Source organism: Thermodesulfatator autotrophicus (assembly GCF_001642325.1).
Taxonomy (GTDB): Bacteria; Desulfobacterota; Thermodesulfobacteria; order Thermodesulfobacteriales; family Thermodesulfatatoraceae; genus Thermodesulfatator; species Thermodesulfatator autotrophicus.
The window spans coordinates 1-20,346 of record NZ_LSFI01000036.1; the positions used below are offsets into that span (position 1 = coordinate 1).

20 protein-coding genes and 1 tRNA gene are annotated in these 20,346 nt (G+C 43.4%); 3 read left to right on the forward strand and 18 right to left on the reverse strand.

Features of this window, described 5'->3' with window-relative positions; translation table 11 throughout:
- Nucleotides 1–244: 244 nt before the first annotated feature.
- From TH606_RS11390 to TH606_RS07950, 5 genes are all read right to left on the reverse strand, one after another.
- The gene (locus TH606_RS11390) at nt 245–409 is read right to left on the reverse strand and encodes a transposase (protein WP_082863576.1); all 165 of its coding nucleotides are present in this window, start codon (nt 407–409) and stop codon (nt 245–247) included.
- A gap of 605 nt (nt 410–1,014) precedes the next feature.
- Nucleotides 1,015–1,773, reverse strand: coding sequence for an ATP-dependent sacrificial sulfur transferase LarE (larE, locus tag TH606_RS07935; RefSeq protein WP_269451053.1), 759 nt, complete (start codon nt 1,771–1,773; stop codon nt 1,015–1,017).
- Complete coding sequence (locus TH606_RS07940) at nt 1,773–2,957, reverse strand: homocysteine biosynthesis protein (RefSeq protein ID WP_068542698.1); 1,185 nt, start codon at nt 2,955–2,957, stop codon at nt 1,773–1,775. Before TH606_RS07940 ends, larE begins: the two co-directional genes overlap by 1 nt.
- A 24-nt stretch (nt 2,958–2,981) precedes the next feature.
- Nucleotides 2,982–3,581, reverse strand: a complete 600-nt coding sequence (locus tag TH606_RS07945; RefSeq protein WP_068542699.1) for a CBS domain-containing protein — start codon at nt 3,579–3,581, stop codon at nt 2,982–2,984.
- Nucleotides 3,582–3,664: 83 nt separating this feature from the next.
- The gene (locus TH606_RS07950; RefSeq protein ID WP_068542700.1) at nt 3,665–7,843 is read right to left on the reverse strand and encodes an acyl-CoA dehydratase activase; all 4,179 of its coding nucleotides are present in this window, start codon (nt 7,841–7,843) and stop codon (nt 3,665–3,667) included.
- 360 nt (nt 7,844–8,203) lie between these two features.
- Here TH606_RS07950 and TH606_RS07955 point away from each other — a divergent pair, with 360 nt between their 5' ends.
- Together TH606_RS07955 and TH606_RS07960 are read left to right on the forward strand one after the other, a co-directional pair.
- A complete protein-coding gene (locus tag TH606_RS07955; RefSeq protein ID WP_068542701.1) occupies nt 8,204–8,413 on the forward strand; it encodes a hypothetical protein in 210 nt (69 codons plus the stop codon).
- Between the two features lie 51 nt (nt 8,414–8,464).
- A tRNA-Arg gene (locus tag TH606_RS07960) sits at nt 8,465–8,541 on the forward strand.
- 5 nt (nt 8,542–8,546) lie between these two features.
- On the opposite strand, the gene TH606_RS07965 is transcribed toward TH606_RS07960, so the two are convergent.
- The gene (locus tag TH606_RS07965; RefSeq protein ID WP_068542703.1) at nt 8,547–9,761 is read right to left on the reverse strand and encodes an ammonium transporter; all 1,215 of its coding nucleotides are present in this window, start codon (nt 9,759–9,761) and stop codon (nt 8,547–8,549) included.
- A gap of 447 nt (nt 9,762–10,208) precedes the next feature.
- On the opposite strand from TH606_RS07965, the gene TH606_RS07970 reads away from it, so the two are divergent.
- Nucleotides 10,209–10,427: a hypothetical protein gene (locus tag TH606_RS07970; protein WP_068542705.1), complete on the forward strand. Its 219-nt coding sequence runs from the start codon at nt 10,209–10,211 to the stop codon at nt 10,425–10,427.
- Here TH606_RS07970 and TH606_RS11395 read toward each other — a convergent pair.
- The 12 genes from TH606_RS11395 to map form a co-directional block, all read right to left on the reverse strand.
- Nucleotides 10,424–11,626 (reverse strand): pyridoxine 5'-phosphate synthase, encoded by a 1,203-nt coding sequence (locus TH606_RS11395; RefSeq protein ID WP_082863578.1) that lies wholly within the window; start codon nt 11,624–11,626, stop codon nt 10,424–10,426. The genes TH606_RS07970 and TH606_RS11395 overlap by 4 nt on opposite strands.
- A gap of 67 nt (nt 11,627–11,693) precedes the next feature.
- Nucleotides 11,694–12,992 (reverse strand): replication-associated recombination protein A, encoded by a 1,299-nt coding sequence (locus TH606_RS07980; protein WP_068542709.1) that lies wholly within the window; start codon nt 12,990–12,992, stop codon nt 11,694–11,696.
- 111 nt (nt 12,993–13,103) lie between these two features.
- Nucleotides 13,104–14,636 carry a sodium-dependent transporter gene (locus tag TH606_RS07985; RefSeq protein ID WP_068542711.1) on the reverse strand — a complete coding sequence of 511 codons (1,533 nt, stop codon included), beginning with the start codon at nt 14,634–14,636 and terminating at the stop codon, nt 13,104–13,106.
- Between the two features lie 61 nt (nt 14,637–14,697).
- Entirely contained in the window at nt 14,698–15,813 is a 1,116-nt protein-coding gene (locus tag TH606_RS07990) for an ATP-binding protein (RefSeq protein WP_068542713.1), read from the reverse strand.
- A 168-nt stretch (nt 15,814–15,981) separates the two neighbouring features.
- A complete protein-coding gene (rplQ, locus tag TH606_RS12100; RefSeq protein ID WP_068542715.1) occupies nt 15,982–16,665 on the reverse strand; it encodes a 50S ribosomal protein L17 in 684 nt (227 codons plus the stop codon).
- 20 nt (nt 16,666–16,685) lie between these two features.
- Nucleotides 16,686–17,699 (reverse strand): DNA-directed RNA polymerase subunit alpha, encoded by a 1,014-nt coding sequence (locus TH606_RS08000; RefSeq protein ID WP_068542719.1) that lies wholly within the window; start codon nt 17,697–17,699, stop codon nt 16,686–16,688.
- A gap of 27 nt (nt 17,700–17,726) precedes the next feature.
- A complete protein-coding gene (gene rpsD / locus TH606_RS08005; RefSeq protein WP_068542723.1) occupies nt 17,727–18,359 on the reverse strand; it encodes a 30S ribosomal protein S4 in 633 nt (210 codons plus the stop codon).
- Between the two features lie 28 nt (nt 18,360–18,387).
- Nucleotides 18,388–18,780: a 30S ribosomal protein S11 gene (gene rpsK / locus TH606_RS08010; protein ID WP_068542724.1), complete on the reverse strand. Its 393-nt coding sequence runs from the start codon at nt 18,778–18,780 to the stop codon at nt 18,388–18,390.
- A 13-nt stretch (nt 18,781–18,793) separates the two neighbouring features.
- Nucleotides 18,794–19,168 (reverse strand): 30S ribosomal protein S13, encoded by a 375-nt coding sequence (gene rpsM / locus TH606_RS08015; RefSeq protein WP_068542725.1) that lies wholly within the window; start codon nt 19,166–19,168, stop codon nt 18,794–18,796.
- A 15-nt stretch (nt 19,169–19,183) separates the two neighbouring features.
- Complete coding sequence (gene rpmJ, locus TH606_RS11400; protein WP_082863580.1) at nt 19,184–19,297, reverse strand: 50S ribosomal protein L36; 114 nt, start codon at nt 19,295–19,297, stop codon at nt 19,184–19,186.
- Nucleotides 19,298–19,306: 9 nt separating this feature from the next.
- Nucleotides 19,307–19,546 (reverse strand): translation initiation factor IF-1, encoded by a 240-nt coding sequence (infA, locus tag TH606_RS08020; protein WP_013908090.1) that lies wholly within the window; start codon nt 19,544–19,546, stop codon nt 19,307–19,309.
- Nucleotides 19,547–19,555: 9 nt separating this feature from the next.
- Nucleotides 19,556–20,329 (reverse strand): type I methionyl aminopeptidase, encoded by a 774-nt coding sequence (map, locus tag TH606_RS08025; RefSeq protein ID WP_068542727.1) that lies wholly within the window; start codon nt 20,327–20,329, stop codon nt 19,556–19,558.
- Nucleotides 20,330–20,346: the final 17 nt, after the last annotated feature.

Here is a 20,346-nt window from a genome sequence, read left to right on the forward strand (position 1 = left end):
CCTGTCAGATTAAGTCTGAGCTAATGCATTTGACGATAGGGTCAGGTTCACCAAGGTATTTGCCCTGCCATAGGTCTCGGTTAAGAAGGGTTTTTTCTATGAGCCTCTCACTACTTTACCTTCCTTTATTTGGCTGTTTTCTTCTCTGCTAATCTTTTGCCTGGGAACAGATACTATACTGGCATCCACTATCTGACCTTTCTTGGCCTCAAAACCGTTTGCCTTCAAAAACTTGTTAAATACTTCAAAAAAGCTCCTGAAACACTCCTGCCTCTTTTAAGTCTTCTCTGAATAACCAGGTAGCCTTAGCATCTGGTACCCAATCCCCAAAAGGCCTGTCAAGTATCTGAACTTCTGGGGCGTCATCTGAAAGGTTATACAAAGACTGAAGAATCAATATCTTGAACATGAGAATCACATCAAAAGGCTTTCTACCTGCATTGGACTCCCTGTCCTTCTGCCTGACTTTGTTCAAAATAGGCCTGAACACTTCCCAGTTACACGCTCATTAAGCCTTTTGAGAGGATCTCCATTGCTGTCTATCTTCCTCATACGAAACTCAAGATCAAAAAAGCCAGACTGTTTCATGTTTTTAGCTCTTATTTATAAGTATTTCAGGGATATTCGAGGAGATTATTATACATCAAGTAGCCATTAATAGCCTGCTTTTAGGCTAGTATTTTTAGAGATACCCAGTTGGGAATATGCCACCCGCAATAACAAAAAAGTGTCATGCGGCTCCCTTCCCGCCCCGTCATGGCGAGCGGAGCGAAGCAATATCAATCCGGCAATCTGAAAGACTGCTTCGCCTGTCCCGAGCGAGAGCGAGGGATCTCCTCGCAGTGACAAAGGGATATTCCTCGCCGGACAAAATGGTTCCTCATTGTGAGCCATACTCTTCTGGTAATTGCAAACCACGAAGTGGCAAAACAATCCTTGTCGCGAGGCGACACAGTCGCCGTGGCGATCTAAAAAATGTTTTAGTTTTTGCAAAGGTCTCTAAATCGTTCTACCTCACCCTAAATTCAATAAAACTTTCTTGAAACCCAGATTTTTAAGATTAAAAATTATGGTCCCTTTATATTGTTGCACTTTACCCTGTTCTTTTGTTTTTACCTCTATGATAGCCAGGTCTTCTCTTTTGCGAACTCTTACCCAATTAAAACCCAAAGATTTTAAAAAAGCTTCAGCTCTATACACCTGCTTAATTCCTTCAGCGGTAACAGGCTCCTTTGGTAAAAACCTGGTGGCCAGACAGGGAGAAGGGGCCCTATGGCAATTAACAAGCCCGAGTTTCCTTGCCAGCCACTTAATCTCTTTTTTGGTAATCTTTGCTTCTTTTAGTGGTGAACAAATATTTAGTTCTTCAATAGCTTTCAAGCCAGGACGATAGTCATCTAAATCGTCCAATTGGGTACCATCCGCCAGGGGGTATGGGCTTTTTGGCTTAAGAAAACCAAACATTTCTTTTTTGCAAAAATAGCATCTATTTTCAGGATTCTTGCGAAAGGCCTCAAGTTCTAGATGATTGAATTCAAAAACTTCGTGTTTAACTCCGGCTTGCCTGGCGATTAACCTAGCATAAACCAGGTCTTCCGGGTTCATAATAGAGGAACTTATGGTAAAGGCGAAAACTCTTTGAGGCCCTAAAAATTGGCTGGCTAAAAAAAGAAGCACGCCACTATCAATACCACCTGAGAGGGCTACGGTTAGCCCTCTCTTCTTTTTCAATCTAGCCTCAAGGTATTTTATCTTTTGGCTTATTTTTTCCACTAACGAAAAGGATAAAGCTCGGTGCCAGGAAAGGGAGCCTGAGGCTCGGTCAATAAGAATTTCTTTTCTTTTATCCAGGATTTAAGTATTTCGGCAATTTTTCGGGCTTTAACCACACTTGATAATGGCACCGTGGGAATCTCTTTGTCTAACACTTTGATGGTTCCACTTTTGAGTTCAGCGTAACTTACCGTACCATAAGAACGTTTTATACCATTAGGATAGTCGTGAGCATAATCAACTACCTGGGTAAATAGTTCTTCATCAGAAAGCCCGGCAAAGGAGGCTACCTCCTCGTTGAGAATAGGAATAGGTACACCAATCCCTACGGAAAGAGAACAGCCATAACCCAAAATACTTACCCCTACCAGCCATTCAGCACTCATTTGCTTCAGGTCTCCATAAACCATAAGAGTAGCCGCCGGCGATAACGGCACTCCTTTTTCGGTGCGTGGAACTTTAAAGTTACACTGAGTGCCAGCCCAGGCTACATAGCCCACGCCTCCCCCTAGAAAAATGCGCGTGCCAACACCTATGGTCCTAAGATAGGGATCTTTAAAAAGGGGTGACAGCTCACCAGAAGTGGCGTAATTGGCATTCTGGGCCCTGGGGCGCAAAATACCCATGTAGGTATATATAGTTTTGTCAGAAAGGTTTATGGCGCAGTTATAGTTCTGATAAGCATTACGTGGGTTGCACAAAAGGGCGTAGGGAAGGTCTTTAAGGGTTACTTCTTTTTCAAGATACTTGCGCGGATAACAATGGGTTCCGTAAGAAGTGGCCTTAAGGTGAACAGTCTTTCCGGCAACCAAATCCTGGATAACATGGCCGCCACCATAGCGAAATTCTCCTGGGTAAACCTTGTTAAGGGGATCTTCCTCGCACGGCTCTGTGACGCCAATATAAATATCTACCGCGGCAATACCGGCGTAAGCAGGCACACCGTTTAGCCAGACGCGATAGGCCTTTATAGCTGGCGTTGAATGGCCAAAGTTAATAAAGGCCCCAGAGGAACACATGGGAGCAAACGTGCCAGTAGTAACCACATCAACGGCCGCAGCCGCTTCCTCTGGGCCGTTTTCCTTGACGATTTTTACCATTTCTTCCGCGGTAACCACTACCGCTTCGCCTCTCTTTATCTTTTCGTTTATTTCATCTATGGTCTTTTTGACTTTGAATCCCATTTATTCCTCCAATTTATTCAAAGTTTATTCAACTAAAGAAATTATCTGATGGCCTGCCATTTCCAAAGCCGCGGCAATAGAGTCAAGCGGGCATTTTTCAAGGCGAACATAATAAACTTTTTGGCCACTGGGATGAATATCCATACCCACTGAAATTACCCGACCACCATGTTCCCGAATAATATCAAGGACTTCTTCAAAGGTTTTATCTTCAGCCGGGACCACATCAAGGCGTGAACTTGAGCGCAAAATCCCCATAAGTTCTATAAAAGCCTCAAGGAGATCCGTAACAGTAATAATACCCACTAGCTTTCCAGCCTGAGTCACAGGAAGCCCGCCTATTTTGTGGCGATGGATAAGACGAGCGGCTTCATCAATGGTAGCTTCGGCATCAACAGTTATGGGATTAAGTATCATAACTTCTTTAATAGGAAGGGTATCCTTTAATGACGGAAGGGTATATTGCCGAATACTGCTCTCTGTCACCAGGCCCACCAGTTCATCACCCTCTACCACGGGTAAATGCCTGATAGAATGTTTTTTCATTAACTGAATAGCTTCTTCCACGGTGGCTTCTGGTGAAATAGTTATAACGTCTTTAATCATCCAATGCTTGATACGCAACCTGCTACTCTCCTTCTAAAAATTTTTCAAAGTATAGCATACCTCTGCTGGTTAAAAAGAGAGTCTTCATAATGAAACTTAAGCTATGCTGCCTTCTGGCGGCCTCTTTGTTCAGCAAAGTGTTCTTTAACCTGGTGCATAAAGGCCTCAAGCCGCATCCTGGTCCCCATAGAACGCTGGCCATCACAGGAGACAGTAAGCATAGGGATAAGACCATTTTCTTCTCGCACACGCTTAAGCAGCATGGCCACCACTGTGCCAGGCATACACGTAAAGGGAATTACATTTATTATGCCGTTTATCCCATGACGCAGATAATCAAGGCTTTTGCCTATAGAAAGAATGGCCTCACCTTCAAATTCATCATTTACATACTTTTTAGCCAGATTGATAATTTCTTCTACCTGCGGGTCTTCGGCTGTTTTTAAAATATCTCGCACTACTGCGGCAAAACGGTGTTCATCTTTTACCTGGACATGATGCTCAATAATAAGACGAGTAAGCTCCTTAAATTTGCGAAGCCTTTTGGCCCATCTTTTGGAAGTATAATTTATGTAATAAAACCACTCTGAAACTGGAGGAAGCCAAACTTCAGCTCCCATTTCCTCAAGCACTTTTATCAGGTCCTCATTGGCAAAGCGGTTCATCCTCACATAGATTTCACCTACAATACCTACCACTGGCTTTTCTCCAAAATTCTCTGTAGGTATAGCCATAAAGGCCTCACGAATCTCTTGCATTACCTGAAGCAGGTCCTCCCGCTTTTCTATAGCCTGGCATATTTTTTTAAGGCTTTCCTGGTAAACCCTCTCTGTTTCACCAGGATTTACTTCATAGGGCCTTATTTCCCGTAAAAACTTGTCAAGAATATCTATGCAAACCAGCACTTTCCAGGAAAGGCGGGTAAAGTCTTTTCCTATCATACCAAGCTCGTGGTAAAGCTGAAAGTTCTGCGTAGGTGAATAAATCGGCACATCTTCATATCCAAGTTCGTCAAGAATTCTGCGATGCAGACGGTTATACTGGCCAAAACGACAGGGCCCTGAACCAGAAGGCATAAAGAAGGCTGCTCGCTTGGGGTCAAAGTCAGGCCTTTGAAGCATCTTTATCATGTCTCCGGTAGTAAGCACCGCTGGATAACATTCTTTTCCTGAAGTATAGCGGCGGCCAAGGCGCAGGGACTCTTCGTCTGACTCAGGAAGAACGCGGGCATCTACCCCACAGGCTCGGAACACCGCCGCCAGGCCATAAACGTGGTCGGACATGTAGGGCAAATAGAGAATCCTCTGGTCCTCAGGTTTAACCGCCCGGCGATAGGGCTTAACAGGCTTTTCGGGAGAGATTCTTTTGCCTTTAACGCTATCAACAAAGGCCTCTATCCGGGTAACCACCCCGGCGTCAGCACTGTGTTCATCAATCTCAATCTCAAGATAAGGCTTCCCTCCAAGAAGTTCTTCAAAAAAGTGAATGATGAAAGAATCAGGCCCGCAGGAAAAATTGGTTAAGAATATGGGATAAAGAGAAGGATGTTTTCTTATGAAGTGAGCAGCTAACAAAAACCTTTGACCATAACGCCAGTACATGCCTTCTAAACCGTCTAGTTCTTCTACCTGGTGGAGAGGAAGCATATCCACCGGGATACCAAGAACACCAAGGCTTCTAATCTTATTGTGGATAGCTAGATTAGCTCCCGGGTCAAAAGCATTATAAGGACGGCCTACGATTACCAAAGCCACTTCATCAGGACTAAGTCTTGACAGGACCTCCTCTCCGCGTTTTTTAAGCCAGCTGTCAAAATTTTTCTGAGCGTCTTCAGCCTTTTTCCAGGCCTCTTTAACTTTCTTCTCAGAAATTCCCAAAAGCCTGGCCAGATCCTTTTTCTGGCGTTCAAGAACTTTGCCACCGGTGCCAAAATGAAAAACCGGGGCCAAAATACGCGCGCCGTATTCTTTGAGGTTGATGGAAGCCTCAAAAGCCGCCGCTACACTTTGCACATAGGGGCAGATTTTGCCCGTTTTAAGAGAAGGATGGTCTGCTGGTAAGTCAACAATGTAAGGCACAAAAATCTGTTTTACTCCTTTTTTGAGCAGGTCAAGCACATGGCCATGGGCCACTTTTACGGGAAAACATGTCTCGGCGGCTACAATCTCACAGCCTTCATTTACCAGCTTTTTGTTAGTGGGCTCAGAAAGCACCACTTTAAAGCCCAACTCCTGAAGAAGGGTGGCGAAAAATGGAAGTCTTTCAAAATAAAAAAGCATACGGGGTAAACCTATTTCACCTAAAGGAGCGCCTTCTTTATCTGTTAGATAGCTTAAAAGCTTCTCTGTCCTTTCATTTACCAGGTTAGGAAGGGTAGCTGGGGGCTTGCGATGCTCAACTTCGTATTTCTCGCAACGGCCACCATAAAAATAGGGTTTACTGCCTTCAATAGAAACCTGCCTTATCTCACAGCGGTTAGGACAGGACTGACATTCAAAGGTAGAGATTTCATAATTAACGTGAGACAAGTCAAATCCTCTAAAAGAACTTTTACCCTGCGTTTCCTCACGGGCTAAAAGGGCTGCTCCCATGGCTCCAGTTACTTCGTGGTGCGGCGGAACAATAATTTCTTTGCCGAGGACCTTTTCAAAAGCAGCCACAATACCTTTGTTAAAGGCTGTAGCCCCCTGGTAGAATACCTTCTGGCCAATTTTGCGGTTTTCAACTACCTTGTTCAAGTAATTATGGACAATGGCATAACAAAGACCAGCAATAAGGTCTTCTTTAGGGAGCCCCTGTTGCTGGTAGTGCAAAAGGTCAGATTGCATAAAGACTGTGCAACGTTCTCCCATTTCAACCGGGGCTTCAGATTTAAGGGCATATTCTCCAAACTCCTCAATGGGCACATTAAGACGAACGGCCTGCTCTTCTAAAAAAGAACCAGTACCAGCAGCACAGGCTTTATTCATGGTAAAATCAACAATAGTGCCCTTTTCAAGGCGGATATATTTTGAATCCTGCCCGCCTATTTCAATAATAGTGTCCACGGCAGGATCTATGGCTGAAGCAGCCTTGGCCTGAGCCGTAATTTCGTTTCTTATAACATCTGCCCCCACAAAATCACCCACCAAATAACGGCCAGATCCCGTAGTCCCCACTCCTAGGACTTCTATCTCAAGGTTTTTGGGAAGCTTCTCTTTTAAGGCCAGCAAGCCTTTTTTAACACTTTCTAAAGGCTTGCCGTGGTGAAGGGCATAAGTCTTGGCAATAAGCTTTCCTTCTTCATTAATGGCCACCAATTTAGTGCTAACAGAGCCGACATCTATACCAAGATAAACACGCAATTTTCCCTGGGGATTTGGAAAAAATGTCTGCGTTTGGATAGTGCGTACCTGGTAAGGGCCAAGCCTTGGCAAGCGCTTCACCGTGCGGGTGCGTTCTTTAAGATAAGCTTCAAGTATTTCTGAACCCTGATATGGGGCTGTAAAGCGGCCATCAAGGCCATAAAGAGCCGCCCCAATGGCTCCCATTATAAAATGATATTCAGGAATAATGAGCTCGCCTTCTTTGAGATTGAAGATCTCCTTTATAGCCCGGCGAACTCCATAATTAGCTGCTACCCCTCCTTGAAAAACGATAGGAGGGAGTACCTTTTTACCTTTGGCTAAATTGCTCTTAAGGTTTCTAATAATAGCAAAACAGAGGCCGGCAATAATTTCATGGTCAGGCACAGCGGCTTGCTGGAGGTGAATCATGTCAGATTTGGCAAAAACCGTACAACGGCCGGCAATACGCGGAATATTTTCCGCTTTAAGGGCGAGCTTGCTAAATTCTTGAATGGTATAACCAAGCCTGGCAGCTTGTTGTTCAAGAAAAGCCCCGGTACCAGCAGCACAAAGGGTATTTAAGGCAAAATCCTTGATACGAAACTTCCCTTCTTCATGGGAAATAAAAACGAGTTTTGAGTCTTCACCGCCAATATCAATAATGGTGCGAGCTTCAGGGTGAAAATGTTCAACTGCCCTGGCATGGGCCATAACTTCATTGACAAATGCCACCGATAGAATCTGGGAAATGGTTTTTCCAGCAGTGCCTGTGCAAGTGAGCCCGGTTAATTCGTTGCCAAACTTTTCTTCTACTGCTGAAAGGATTTTTGCCGCGGTTTCTACTGGCTGGCCGTGAGTTTTTTCATAAGCATGATAAAGTATCTCCCGCTTTTCGTTTAATACCGCTACTTTGGCTGTACCTGACCCTACATCAAGACCAACATAATATCCCATACCCGGCCTCCATTTGTTTTTCCTGAAATAGTAAGTATTTTACTATACTTTTTCAATCTCATATTTTTTATTTGCCCGCTCAATTTTTTAGGCGAAATACTCTAGACTGCTTCGCCTGTCCCCTTGATCCAGTCATGGCAAGCCACGAAGTGGCGAAACAATTCTTGCAATGACTTTAAAAATGTTTTTTGAAAATAGGTTAAACACAAGGAAATTAAAGATAAAAAGACTTTCCTTTAATTTTCTTTAAAAAAAAAGGCGTTGAAAATTTTATTTTTTGAAAGAATAGTCCGAAATAAGTTGTCAGGAAGAAAGAAATCTATTATCCCAACATTGTAAACTTTAGACCAGGAGAGGCAAATGCAGTGCCAGCGGCTTAAAAAATTAGCTAGGGACTGGTATCAAATGGTAAAAGAAGATGCTCTGGCACCGGCCCGCATGATGGAGCTTATAGAAAGGCATGTGCAGCAATGTCCTGTCTGTCAGACAGACCCAGACCTTCCTGAAGAGATAGAAAAGATTCGTGAAATAATCAGAGCCCCTCAGCCGGTGGTCACCATTGAAGAATAAAACTCCCTCTTGCCCTTCCAGAAAAAGAAGCTAAATTTAAAAGCACAAGGTGCCCCCGTAGCTCAACCGGATAGAGCAGCGGCCTTCTAAGCCGTTGGTTGGGGGTTCGAGTCCTCCCGGGGGCACCAGTCCACTAAAGGTTGTAAGCTTTTTCTCCGTGGTCTGAAAGGTCAAGGCCCTGGACTTCTTCTTCTGGACTTACTCTCAACCCAAAGATCACGTCAACCAGCTTAAGAAGGATGAAACTAAGAACAAAACAATAAATTACCGAAGCTCCAGCTCCTATCACCTGAACAATAAATTGCTGGACATTTCCAGCTAAAAGCCCGTCAGCCCCGCCAGGATTGGCAGAAGTAAAACAAAAAACCCCGGTGAGAACTGCACCTAGAAAACCACCGACACCGTGAATACCTACCACGTCTAAAGAGTCATCATAACCCAAGCGAACCTTTAAAAGCACCGCTAGATAACAGATAACCCCCGCCAAAATGCCAATAATAATAGAAGCCCAGGGTGGAACAAAACCCGCGGCAGGGGTAATAGCCACCAGACCTGCTACGGCTCCGGAAATGGCGCCCAAGGTGGTAGGTTTACCTTGATGAATCCATTCTGCCACTATCCAAGCAAAAGCTGCAAGACCCGCTGCTAGCTGAGTATTGGCAAAGGCCAGAACAGCTATCCGGTCTGCCGCTAAAGCACTACCAGCGTTAAAACCAAACCATCCAAACCAGAGTATAGCTGCTCCAAGAATGGAAATCGGCAGATTATGGGGATGAAAGGCAGCCTGTCTATAACCTTTTCTGGCACCAACCACCAAAGCTGCCGCCAGAGCACTAGCCCCAGAGGCAATGTGAATAACTGTGCCCCCGGCAAAATCAAGGGCGCCCATGGAGCCAATCCAGCCGCCTCCCCAAACCCAGTGACACAAGGGAAGGTAAACAAAGGTTACCCAAAGAAAGATAAAAATTAAAAAGCTGCTAAAACGCATCCTTTCGGCAAATGCCCCGGTAATTAAAGCCGGAGTTATAATGGCAAACATTAGCTGGAAAGTAGCAAACAGTAAGTGAGGGATATTATCCGCTGGAGGACCGGGATCTAAATTTACATTTTTGAAAAAGAGATAAGAAAAGTCTCCTATTATTTTGCCAATATCATTGCCAAAAGCCAGGCTATAACCATAAAGAAACCATATTAAACTCACCAGACCCAAACAGATAAAACATTGCATCATGATAGAAAGGACATTTTTGCTGCGAACAAGCCCCCCGTAAAATAACGCCAACCCAGGAGTCATAAACATGACCAAGGCAGAAGAAATTAACATAAAAGCAATATCAGCCTGATTCATAGCATCCTCCTAATAATTTTTTGGATTTAACTTATTTAGGATCTAGCAATTAGAGTGCCAGTTTTATATCCGCGGGAAAAACAAAATGGCTTTGAAAACAAAAAGGATTTAATTGTTGCCTAGCTGCTTTTGCCGTGTCAAGTGAAGCGAGACTTTTGGAGTGAAAAACAGATTACTATCTGGACCTTTTTCTATAGCGTCATGGGCGAGCGAACAGGCGAGCCATCTCTACAAAGAATTCTCTTTAACTTTTTTGTAATTTTTGTATAACCAAATTGTATTAAGTTTACATTTTTGTAAAAATAACCTTACCAGAAGATTGGTGTCTCCCAAGAAACAAAAATTTATTGGCTGACCCTTTGATTTCTTTTAAAATTTAAAACCATTGACGAAATTCGAGTTTTCTTTTATAGGAATAGCGCATCTCAAAGAAAAGGGGGTTTATAAATGGCCAGACACAAAAAGATTGAGCGCATGAGAGAGATTGAAAGGCGGCGCAGGCGCCGCGCTCGTTTGGCCAAGCTTCGGGCCAAAGGGCTTTTCCCAAGGCCAGAAGGATATGACCCCAGGGTCTATCCTTATGTAGCTTACGCCGTAGCCAAAGGGATTATGAGCCTTGACGAAGCTTTAAAACGCCTTGAAGCCGCCAAAATTGAAAGTGCTTAACGGGCTTTTTCAATTAAGAAAAGCATTTCTTCAACGGCTTCTTTCATACCAACCATAATGGCTCGTGCCACTATAGCGTGGCCGATGCTAAACTCTTCAATGTAGGGTATAGCGGCTACGGGTGAAATATTCTGATAATGTAACCCGTGGCCGGCATGGACTTCAAAGCCCTGCTCTCTGGCCACCCGAGCTGCTTCTTCCAGGCGAGATAGCTCTAAATCCATTTCTTCCTGCGCTCTAGCTTCGGCATAATGGCCGGTATGTAGCTCAACGATATCCGCTCCGGTCTTAGCAGCGGCTTTTATCTGTTCAACATCAGGGTCAATAAAAATACTTACCTTAAGCCCCACTTCTTTTAAGTCTTCAACTGCCTTTCTTACCTTGGCCACGCGCCCTTTAACTTTCAGGCCTCCCTCAGTAGTTATTTCCTGACGTCTCTCAGGAACCAGGGTTACCTGGTCAGGCTTTACTTCCCGGGCAAAATTTATCATTTCATCAGTAGCTGCCATTTCTAGAATTAATTTGGTTTTCACGATTTCTCTTAAAAGCCGCACGTCTCTTTCCTGAATATGCCGTCGGTCTTCACGCAGGTGAACAACTATCCCGTGAGCTCCGCCCAGCTCAGCTAAAACTGCCGCGTGAACAGGGTCTGGATAATTGACCTTGCGGGCCTCTCTCACAGTAGCCACATGGTCAACATTAACCGCTAATTTGGCTGGCATATATTCCCTCCTTTTCAAAAAGTTTATCAATTTCTGTGCTCGTGAACCTAAAAGCTTTTGGATAAGTTCAATTTCTTTATTAAGCATCAAACGTGTGGCATGGAGGCCGCCCTCATGTTCATGCCCCAAAAGATGTAACAAGCCATGAATAGCAAGCATTAAAAGATAATGTTTTTTATAAAGGCCATATTCTTCCGCCTCACGATAAGCGGTATCCACTGAAATTATTACATCACCTAAAAGGTCAGGCTGAATTTCTGTAAACGGACCTTCATACTGGGAAAACGAGATAACATTTGTAGGATAAGGACGATCTAAATACTCCGTATTGTAAAGGGTAATAACTTCATCATCTACCAGAATAAAATTGGCTTCTTTATTTTCCAGGTTAAGGATTGAAAGGGCCTTTTCCAGTTTCTCTTTGAGCCACGTTACGGGAATGCTCTTTTTTTGCTGGTTTATGATTTCAATGGGCATGCCCTTGTGATAGAAAAAAAAGTCTTTTAAAGCAAGAAAAATAAACTTAAGTTAAATTTAGTCTGGGCTAATTTTTATTCTTTTTCGCCTTTAAAATGATAAGACGTTCTTTTAATTCTTTTTCTCGGCCTCTTTCCGTAGGGAAATAATAACGTCGGCCTTTTAGTCTTTTAGGAAGATAATCTTGAACCACAAACCCTTCAGGAAAGTTATGAGGATATTTATATCCCTTTCCGTAACCAAGATCTCGCATAAGCTTGGTCTCAGGGTTTCTTAAATGAAGTGGCACAGGGAGCGCTCCGTATTTTTCAACATCTTCTCTGGCTTTATTTAAAGCCATGTAGGCGGCATTACTTTTGGGAGCCATAGCCACATAAATTACCGCCTGGGCCAGCACCAGTTCCCCTTCGGGAAGGCCCAGGAACGCAACGGCCTCTTTAGCAGCCAGAGCCATCTGTAAAGCCTGTGGGTCAGCCAGGCCAACATCTTCAGCCGCCGCCGCTACCAGGCGCCTTACAATAACCAGAGGATCCTCTCCAGCCTCAAGCATTCTAACCATCCAGTAAATAGCAGCGTCTGGGTCACTTCCCCTGAGGCTTTTGTGAAAGGCAGAGAGGAGATTGTAATGTTCTTCTCCACTCTGGTCATACTGAAGGGGCTTTTTAAGTTCAAGCTCTTTTACTTTTTCAAGGGTAAGCTTTGGTTGGTTTTCATCAAAATTCATCACCAGATCTTCAAGAAAATTAAGGGCCAGGCGGGCATCACCCTGAGCAAAATCAGCTAAATAATAAAGAACTTCATCTTCAATTTGAACCTTCAATTCTTTAAGACCCTGGGGAGAATCTAAAGCCCTTTTTAAAATTAAAACCAGGTCTTCTCTGGAAAGAGGTTTTAAAGGAAGTACTCTTACTCTAGAAAGTAAAGGAGCAATCACCCTGAAAGAGGGGTTTTCCGTGGTAGCTCCGATGAGAACAATCCTTCCTTCTTCCACGTAAGGAAGAAGAAAGTCCTGTTGCGCTTTATTAAAACGGTGTATTTCGTCAATAAAAAGAATGGTTTGGCGACCTAAAGAGCGCTCTTTATCTGCCTGCTCCAGGGCCTTTCGTAATTCTTTTATACCCGAATCTACCGCTGATATAGGTATAAATCTTGTGTTAGTTTCTTTAGCCAAAAGCCTGGCTAAAGTGGTTTTTCCACATCCAGGAGGCCCCCAAAGAATTAAAGAAGAGATTTTTTTCCTGGCGAGACAAAGAGAAAGGAACTTATTGGGACCTAATAAATGTTTTTGCCCTACAAATTCACTTATTTTTTTAGGCCTTAAGCGTTCAGCTAAAGGTTTAGGCGGCTCAAAGAGACTTTTTTTCACCTGTCTTCTTAGTTCTTTTTCTGTCAGCTAAAAATAAGCGAGTAAAACAAAAAGTGCACAAACTAGAAATTAAATTCCACGAAATTAACATAAATAAAAGAGCTGAACCTTTCATTTTCTTTTTCTCCTTTTCTTATCTTGAAGATACACCAGAAAACAAAGAGCCGCCATGATAGTGATCAATAACTGCCGAGTCAACCAGGAAGTCCAGGTACTTTGAGCTAGATAACTGGGTAAAATGGTCACTACCCACCAGATTATTATCAAAAACAAAAAGACAGGAGTTACGTATTTCATAATGTAGAAAAAGATCCTCGGCAATTTAATGAAGCCACCGCGGTTTATTTCTGCCCAGGCTTTAGAAGGACTAAAGGCCCAGAAGAAAATGAGCACTTCACAAAGGGCAAAAACCACCACAAAGAAAGTTCCCGCCCAGAAGTCCATTTCATCCAGAGAACCTGGAAGGAAAATGGCTACATGGGCAATGGAGAACAAAACTCCCATGGTAGCCAGTACGGCGTGCTTTCGTTCAAGCCTGAATTCATCCTGTAGAAAAGCAATAATAGGCTGAGTGATAGCCACCGATGAAGTTAAACCAGCGAAAAATAGAAGAATAAACCAGAGGAAACCAAAGATGTCTCCAAAAGGTATATTGGCAAAAATAGCAGGCAAACTAACAAAAGCCAGATTAAAAGCCCCACTAGCCGCAATAGCCTGGGCCGCAGCCACTCCAAAAAAGGCTGCGGCTGCAGGAATAGCGATGGAGGCCCCCAGGATAACTTCAGCGGCTTCATTCAATGAAGAAGCCGTCAAAGCCGAAAGAGTAATGTCGTCATTTCTTTTTAGATAAGAAGCATAAGTTATGATAGCGCCAAAACCCAGACTCAAGGTAAAAAATACCTGCCCAGCTGCAGCCAACCAAATTTTAGGGTTAGCCAGTTCTGACCATTTAGGCTCCCAGAGAAAATTTAGACCAGCCACCGCGGTACCATAAGGGGTCTCAAGGGTTAACACCCGCACTAACAGGATTATCGCAAAAAGAAAAAGAAGGGGCATGGCTATTTTAGCCAGCCGCTCAATGCCACCAGAAATTCCCTTTATCAAAACGTAGATATTTAAGACTATGGTTAAGATAAAAAAGAAGTAGGCCAAATAACTGGGATGATAAAAAGGCCCTTCTCCCATGCCTGTATATTGACTTAAAAACTCTTTAAATGGAGCCAGGTAAGCCTCTGGCGAAGAGAGTTCAGCGGTTGAAGGATGAGGCAATGCTCCAAAAAGAGAAAGTAAAGCGTAACCCAAGGTCCAGCTCTCAATATATACGTAATAACAAGATACCACAAACGGCACAAAAAGCCCTAAAACGCCTATATATTTAGCCAGAGGATGATTCCAGAGCAGTTTAAAAATAGCCGGGGTAGTCCCATGCCCCCTAACCCCTCCATACCTACCAATGGCCCATTCAACCCACATGAGCGGGATAGCTATTAAGACCAGGGAAATCATATAGGGAATCATGAAGACCCCACCGCCGTTTTCCGCTGCCTGGGTGGGAAAACGCAAAAAATTACCCAAACCTACAGCATTTCCGGCCATAGCCAGAATTAGACCTATACGGGTAGCCCAATGTTCTCGTGGTGCCATTAGCAAGCTCCTAATATTTTTGCTTACTAGTAATTAAGTTGGTTTTATTTATCAAGATTTTTTAAAAAGAATGTTTTGGCAAAGCTCTTCTTTCTGGCCGGCGTCTGTCAAAAGGAAGGCTTAATCTAAATATCGTTGGATTAACTAGGTTAGCTATTTCTATTCTTCCTCCCAGTTCTTCTACGATATGAGAGGCCAGAGTTAATCCCATACCCAGGTGCCCCGGCTTGGTAGTAAAGAAGGGATTAAAAATAAAAGGTAATATGTCAGGCTTTAAACCACGGCCCTGATCACAAACTTCAAAAAATACTTTTTGGTGATGTTTAAATATGTTCAGGGAAACCGCACCTTCGTGAGAGCATAAAAAGTGAGCTTCCAGCGCGTTCTTCAAAATCTCTTTTAAGGCCTCTAATAACAGTTCCGGATCAGAATAAAAAACAAAGTTCCTTATATTTTTATCGTTTATGACGAGTTCTGGTGAAGCTCCAGAGACCTCCCCCTTAAAAACTTCTTTTAGGGTTTCAATTATTTCCTGCACCTCTACCAGACGAATACGAGGTTTAGGAAAGTTTATTACCTTTTCTAAGCCAGCTAGTAACTCCTCAAGTCTTTCACACTGATAAATTATGGCGGAAGAATAATAGGTAAGCTTCTCTGGAGAATTTTTTAAGCGCCGCGCAAGCCCTCCTATAACCAAAATAGGATTGCGCACGTGGTGGGCCATATCCGCTAACATGCGCCCAAGAAAGGTAAAATGCCTGGCTTCTTTAAGAGACTTTGCAAGCTTCTTGAGATATTCAATATTCTGAAAGGTAACTACAATGAAAGAGACACCATTTTCTGAACACTTTAAAAATTGAGTTTGAGCTATAAAAGGTTGACCATTTTGAGGGATGAGAAAAATCTCTCCCACATAAAACCCTTCCTGCTCCAGTAGGCCCAAAATATTTGGCCAAAGAATTTTCTGGTCATCTGGAGAGAGAAAAAAGGAAAGATTTTTTAGCCTTAGGCTCTTAGAATCAACCCCTAAAAGGTCTGAAGCATCTTTGTTATGGAAAAGGATATCGCCCTCTTCAGACATAATAACAATTCCTGTTTTCAGGAAATCAACAACTTTTTGCCAGGCAGGAGGGAAACAAAAATCAATATTTTGAAGAGATAAATCTGGAAAAGCCATAAAAACCCCTCAAACAGAATATTTTTTCTTATAATTATTTCGGTCAATGTGGAGAAGAACTAAATTAACCTAAAATTTAGAGGCTTAACTGCAGGGCCTGATACTAGTCGTCTAAAAAATAAAAAGGCCCCATGGCGGGGCCTTCTAAAATCGTTTGGAATAAAGCTTTTAAGCTTTTTTCTCAGACTCTTCTTTGATTTCCTCTTTAGTCTCTTCCTGAGAAGTAGTAGAAGTTTCTTCTTCAGCTTCTTTAGTAGTTTCTGAGCTTTCCGCCGTTATGGCTTCTTCTTTGGCCTCAGATGCCTCCTCTGCGGCAGTTTCAACTGCTTGTGGCGTTTCTTCTACTTTTTCTTCCTGGGCTGGTGCACTTTCGGCTGCTTTAGCCTCAGCAGCCTCTGTCTCCTTGACTTCTTCCACTGGTTCAGCCGCAGGCTTTTCCTTAGCCTCAGGAGTAGTCGCAGGTGCTTCTTTTTTGGCCGCAGGCTTATGTTCTAATTTATCGGTCACCAGTTCTATGATGACCATCATGGCTGCATCTCCCCGGCGCGGCCCAATACGGACAATCCGAGTAAAACCACTCTGGCGGTAAGCATAGCGGTCTTTTATCTCAGAAAAAAGCTTCCGCACTACAGCCTTGTCAGGCAAAATAGAAAGGGCCTGGCGCCGAGCCGCCAAATCTCCCCTTTTAGCGAGCACTATCATTTTATCCGCCAAACGACGTAACTCTTTAGCCTTAGCCTCAGTAGTTTGTATTCTTTCGTGTATAAAAAGGGCTACGAGCAAGTTCCGCAAAAGGGCTTTCCGATGCTCCCATTTACCAACCAAGCGTCTGCTCTTCTTTCTGTGCCTCATAGTTTCCTCTCCCTGATAAACTAAGCTTCTTCTTTGGCTTCTTCTGGGGGCTTCCAGTCAGTAATTTGCATTCCAAAAGAAAGCCCCATGGAGCTTAAAATATTTTTGAGTTCATTCAAGCTCTTACGACCAAAATTTTTAGTCTTTAGCATTTCAGATTCAGTTTTTTGAACAAGTTCACCAATATAACGAATATTGGCATTTTTCAAACAATTAGCTGATCTTACTGAAAGCTCAAGCTCATCAATCCTCTTATCAAGGTATTTGTAGTATTCTGGTTTAGACTCTTCGGCTGTTTTTTCTTCGGTGGTTTCTTCTTCAGTAAAATTAATAAAGACTGTTAGCTGGTCTTTTAAAATCTTGGCCGCGTAAGCCATGGCGTCCTGCGCGTCCACTGTGCCGTCTGTCCATATCTCCATAACTAGGCGATCAAAATCACTACTGCGACCGACACGCGCCTGGGTAACATTAAAATTGACTCGTTGAATAGGAGAAAAAATAGCATCAACAGGGATAACACCAATTTCTTCAACGCTGGAAGGGTCAGCAGGACGATAACCCTTTCCCCATTCCACGTGAAGTTCCATTTTCAAATGGCCATCTTTAGATAGAGTAGCGATATGGTGGTCAGGATTTACAATTTCTCCCTGACCATCAGTTTGGATATCACCAGCCTTAACCTCTCCCGGGCCAGCTTTTTCAAGGATAAAAGTTTTGGGTTCCTCATCGTAAAGCTTAAAGCGGACACCCTTTAAGTTTAAAATGATATCAATAACGTCTTCCCTGACTCCAGGAAGACTGGAAAATTCATGGGTAGTCCCGTCGATTTTAACCCAGGTAATAGCAGCCCCTTGAAGCGAAGACAAAAGAACTCTTCTCAAGGCGTTGCCAATGGTTACGCCAAAACCTCGCTCTAGAGGCTCTATAACAAACTTCCCGTAAAAAGGTGGCCTGGAATCATTGTGAACCTGAACACCTTTAGGCTTAATGAGCTCCAGCCAATTCCTGCTTATAAGATTTTTGGTTTCTGCCATAACACCACCCTTATCTGATTATTATGTTTAACGGGAGTAGAACTCAACAATCAGCTGTTCCTGAATCGGCATAGTAATATCTTCGCGGGTTGGTAAGGCCTTAACTTTGCCTTTAAAGTTATCAGCATCAAGCTCAAGCCACTGAGGAATGCCGCGCCTGACTGCTGCTTCAAGATTTTCTTGAATCATTGCATTCTGGCGATATTTTTCTTTGAGTTCAATAACATCTCCCGGCTTTACGAGATAAGAAGGAATATCAACGTTTCGCCCGTTAACTTTAAAGAGTCCGTGGGCTACCATCTGACGGGCTTGCATACGAGATGAGGCAAAACCTAACCGATAGACGACATTATCCAACCGGCGTTCCAAAAGCTGTAAAAGATTATGGCCAGTCTGACCTTTCATACGGTCAGCCCGGTCAAAATACTTAGCAAATTGCTTTTCAGAAACGCCATAAATCCTTTTTACTTTTTGCTTTTCCCGTAAACGAATACCGTAGTCAGAACGCTTAGCTCTAATTTGAGCCTGGCCATGCTGGCCAGGAGGATAACTACGTCTTTCAAAAGCGCATTTATCGGTGTAACAACGGTCTCCTTTAAGAAAGAGCTTCATCCCTTCTCTACGGCATAATCTACAACGTGGACCTGTATATTTAGCCAAGGCCTTCTCCTCCTTAACTTACTGAATATTAAATTCTTCTCTTTTTAGGTGGACGACACCCATCATGAGGGATAGGGGTAACATCCTTAATCATGGTGATTTGAAAACCAGCCGCCTGAAGGGCCCTTAAAGCCGCTTCACGACCAGCTCCCGGGCCTTTCACATAAACAGCTACTTTTCTCATACCCTGTTCCATAGCCCTTCGAGCCGCAGATTGAGCCGCCAACTGCGCCGCATAAGGGGTTCCTTTACGAGAACCTTTAAAACCCTCAGTGCCACCACTGGCCCAGGCCACAGTGTTACCCTGCTTGTCTGTAATGGTAACAATGGTGTTATTAAAAGTAGCGTGTATGTGGGCAATGCCCTCGGGAATATTCTTCTTTTCGCGCTTTTTACCTCTTGCTCTCCGACGTTTCGCCATCTTTCCTCACCCCTTACTTTTTACGTCTGCCGCGCAAAGAAGATGGACGCGGCCCTTTTCTTGTACGAGCGTTAGAACGGGTCTTCTGACCACGCACTGGAAGCCCCATACGATGTCTGAGGCCTCGATAACAGCCCATATCCATAAGACGCTTAATATTAGCTGAAACTTCGCGCCTTAAATCACCTTCAACCTTATATTCTTTCTCTACTATCTGACGAATCCTTGTAAGCTCTTCTTCCGTAAGGTCTTTGGTTTTTTTGTTCCAGTCAACGCCTGCCTTAGTTAAAACCTTCTGAGATAAAGTGCGCCCAATACCATAAATATAGGTAAGGGCAATCTCTATAGATTTATTATCTGGAATATCAACTCCCGCTATCCTTGGCACGTTAAAACCTCCTTACTAACCTTGTCTTTGTTTATGACGAGGATTTTCGCAAATAATACGCACAATACCCTTACGTTTAATTACCTTACACTTACGACATCTCTTTTTAACAGATGCTTGCACTTTCATGGCTCTCACCTAACCTTTCTTACGGTCTTTTTTAGTGCCTCTATAAACAATACGCCCTCTAGTCAAATCATAGGGCGAAAGCTCAACTATAACTTTGTCTCCAGGAAGAATACGAATATAATGGACTCGCATCTTCCCGGAAATATGTGCCAAAACCTTATGGCCATTCTCAAGTTCAACCCTAAACATAGCATTTGGTAAAGCTTCAACTACTGTTCCTTCTACTTGAATGGCCTCTTCTTTAGGCATAATTACTCCTTAAATTTTTGACAAAATTTCTGGGCCTTTGGCCGTTATTACCACTGAATGTTCATAATGAGCAGCCAGGCTACGGTCTTTGGTCACCGCTGTCCACCCGTCTGGCAGAATTTCTACCTCATGACTCCCCATAACCACCATGGGCTCAATAGCTATCACCATTCCTGCCATCAAACGAGGTCCTTTTCCTTTACGGCCAAAATTGGGCACTTCTGGAGGTTCATGTAAAGACTCTCCAATTCCGTGCCCTACAAAATCACGAATTACATTGTATCCCTTTTTTTCCACATAATTTTGCACCGCGGCTGAAATATCCCCCACACGATTACCAACCCTTGCCTTCTCAATAGCTCGGTAAAGGGCTTTTTCCGTAACCTCCATAAGCCGCTTTGCTTCCTCGCTCACCTCTCCAACTGCCACTGTCAAAGCTGCGTCTCCATAATAACCTTCATAAATTGTCCCAAAGTCAAAGCTGACTATGTCGCCTTCTTTTAAAACTTTTTCTTTTAAAGGTAATCCGTGTACTACCTCTTCGTTTACCGAAACACACAAACTAAAAGGGTAGCCCCTATATCCCTTAAAAGCCGGGCGGGCTCCCCTTTTTAAGGCTATTTCTTCAGCTATTTGATTCAAATCCCAGGCCGTAATCCCTGGGGTTACTTTCTCTTTTAAAGTTAATAAAACTTCCGCAACTATAGCATTAGCTTTACGCAATAAATCTATTTCCCAGGGGGCCCTTAGCTTTATCTTAGCTGGCCCCCTGGCTACTTTCATAATCTTTGTCTTACGCA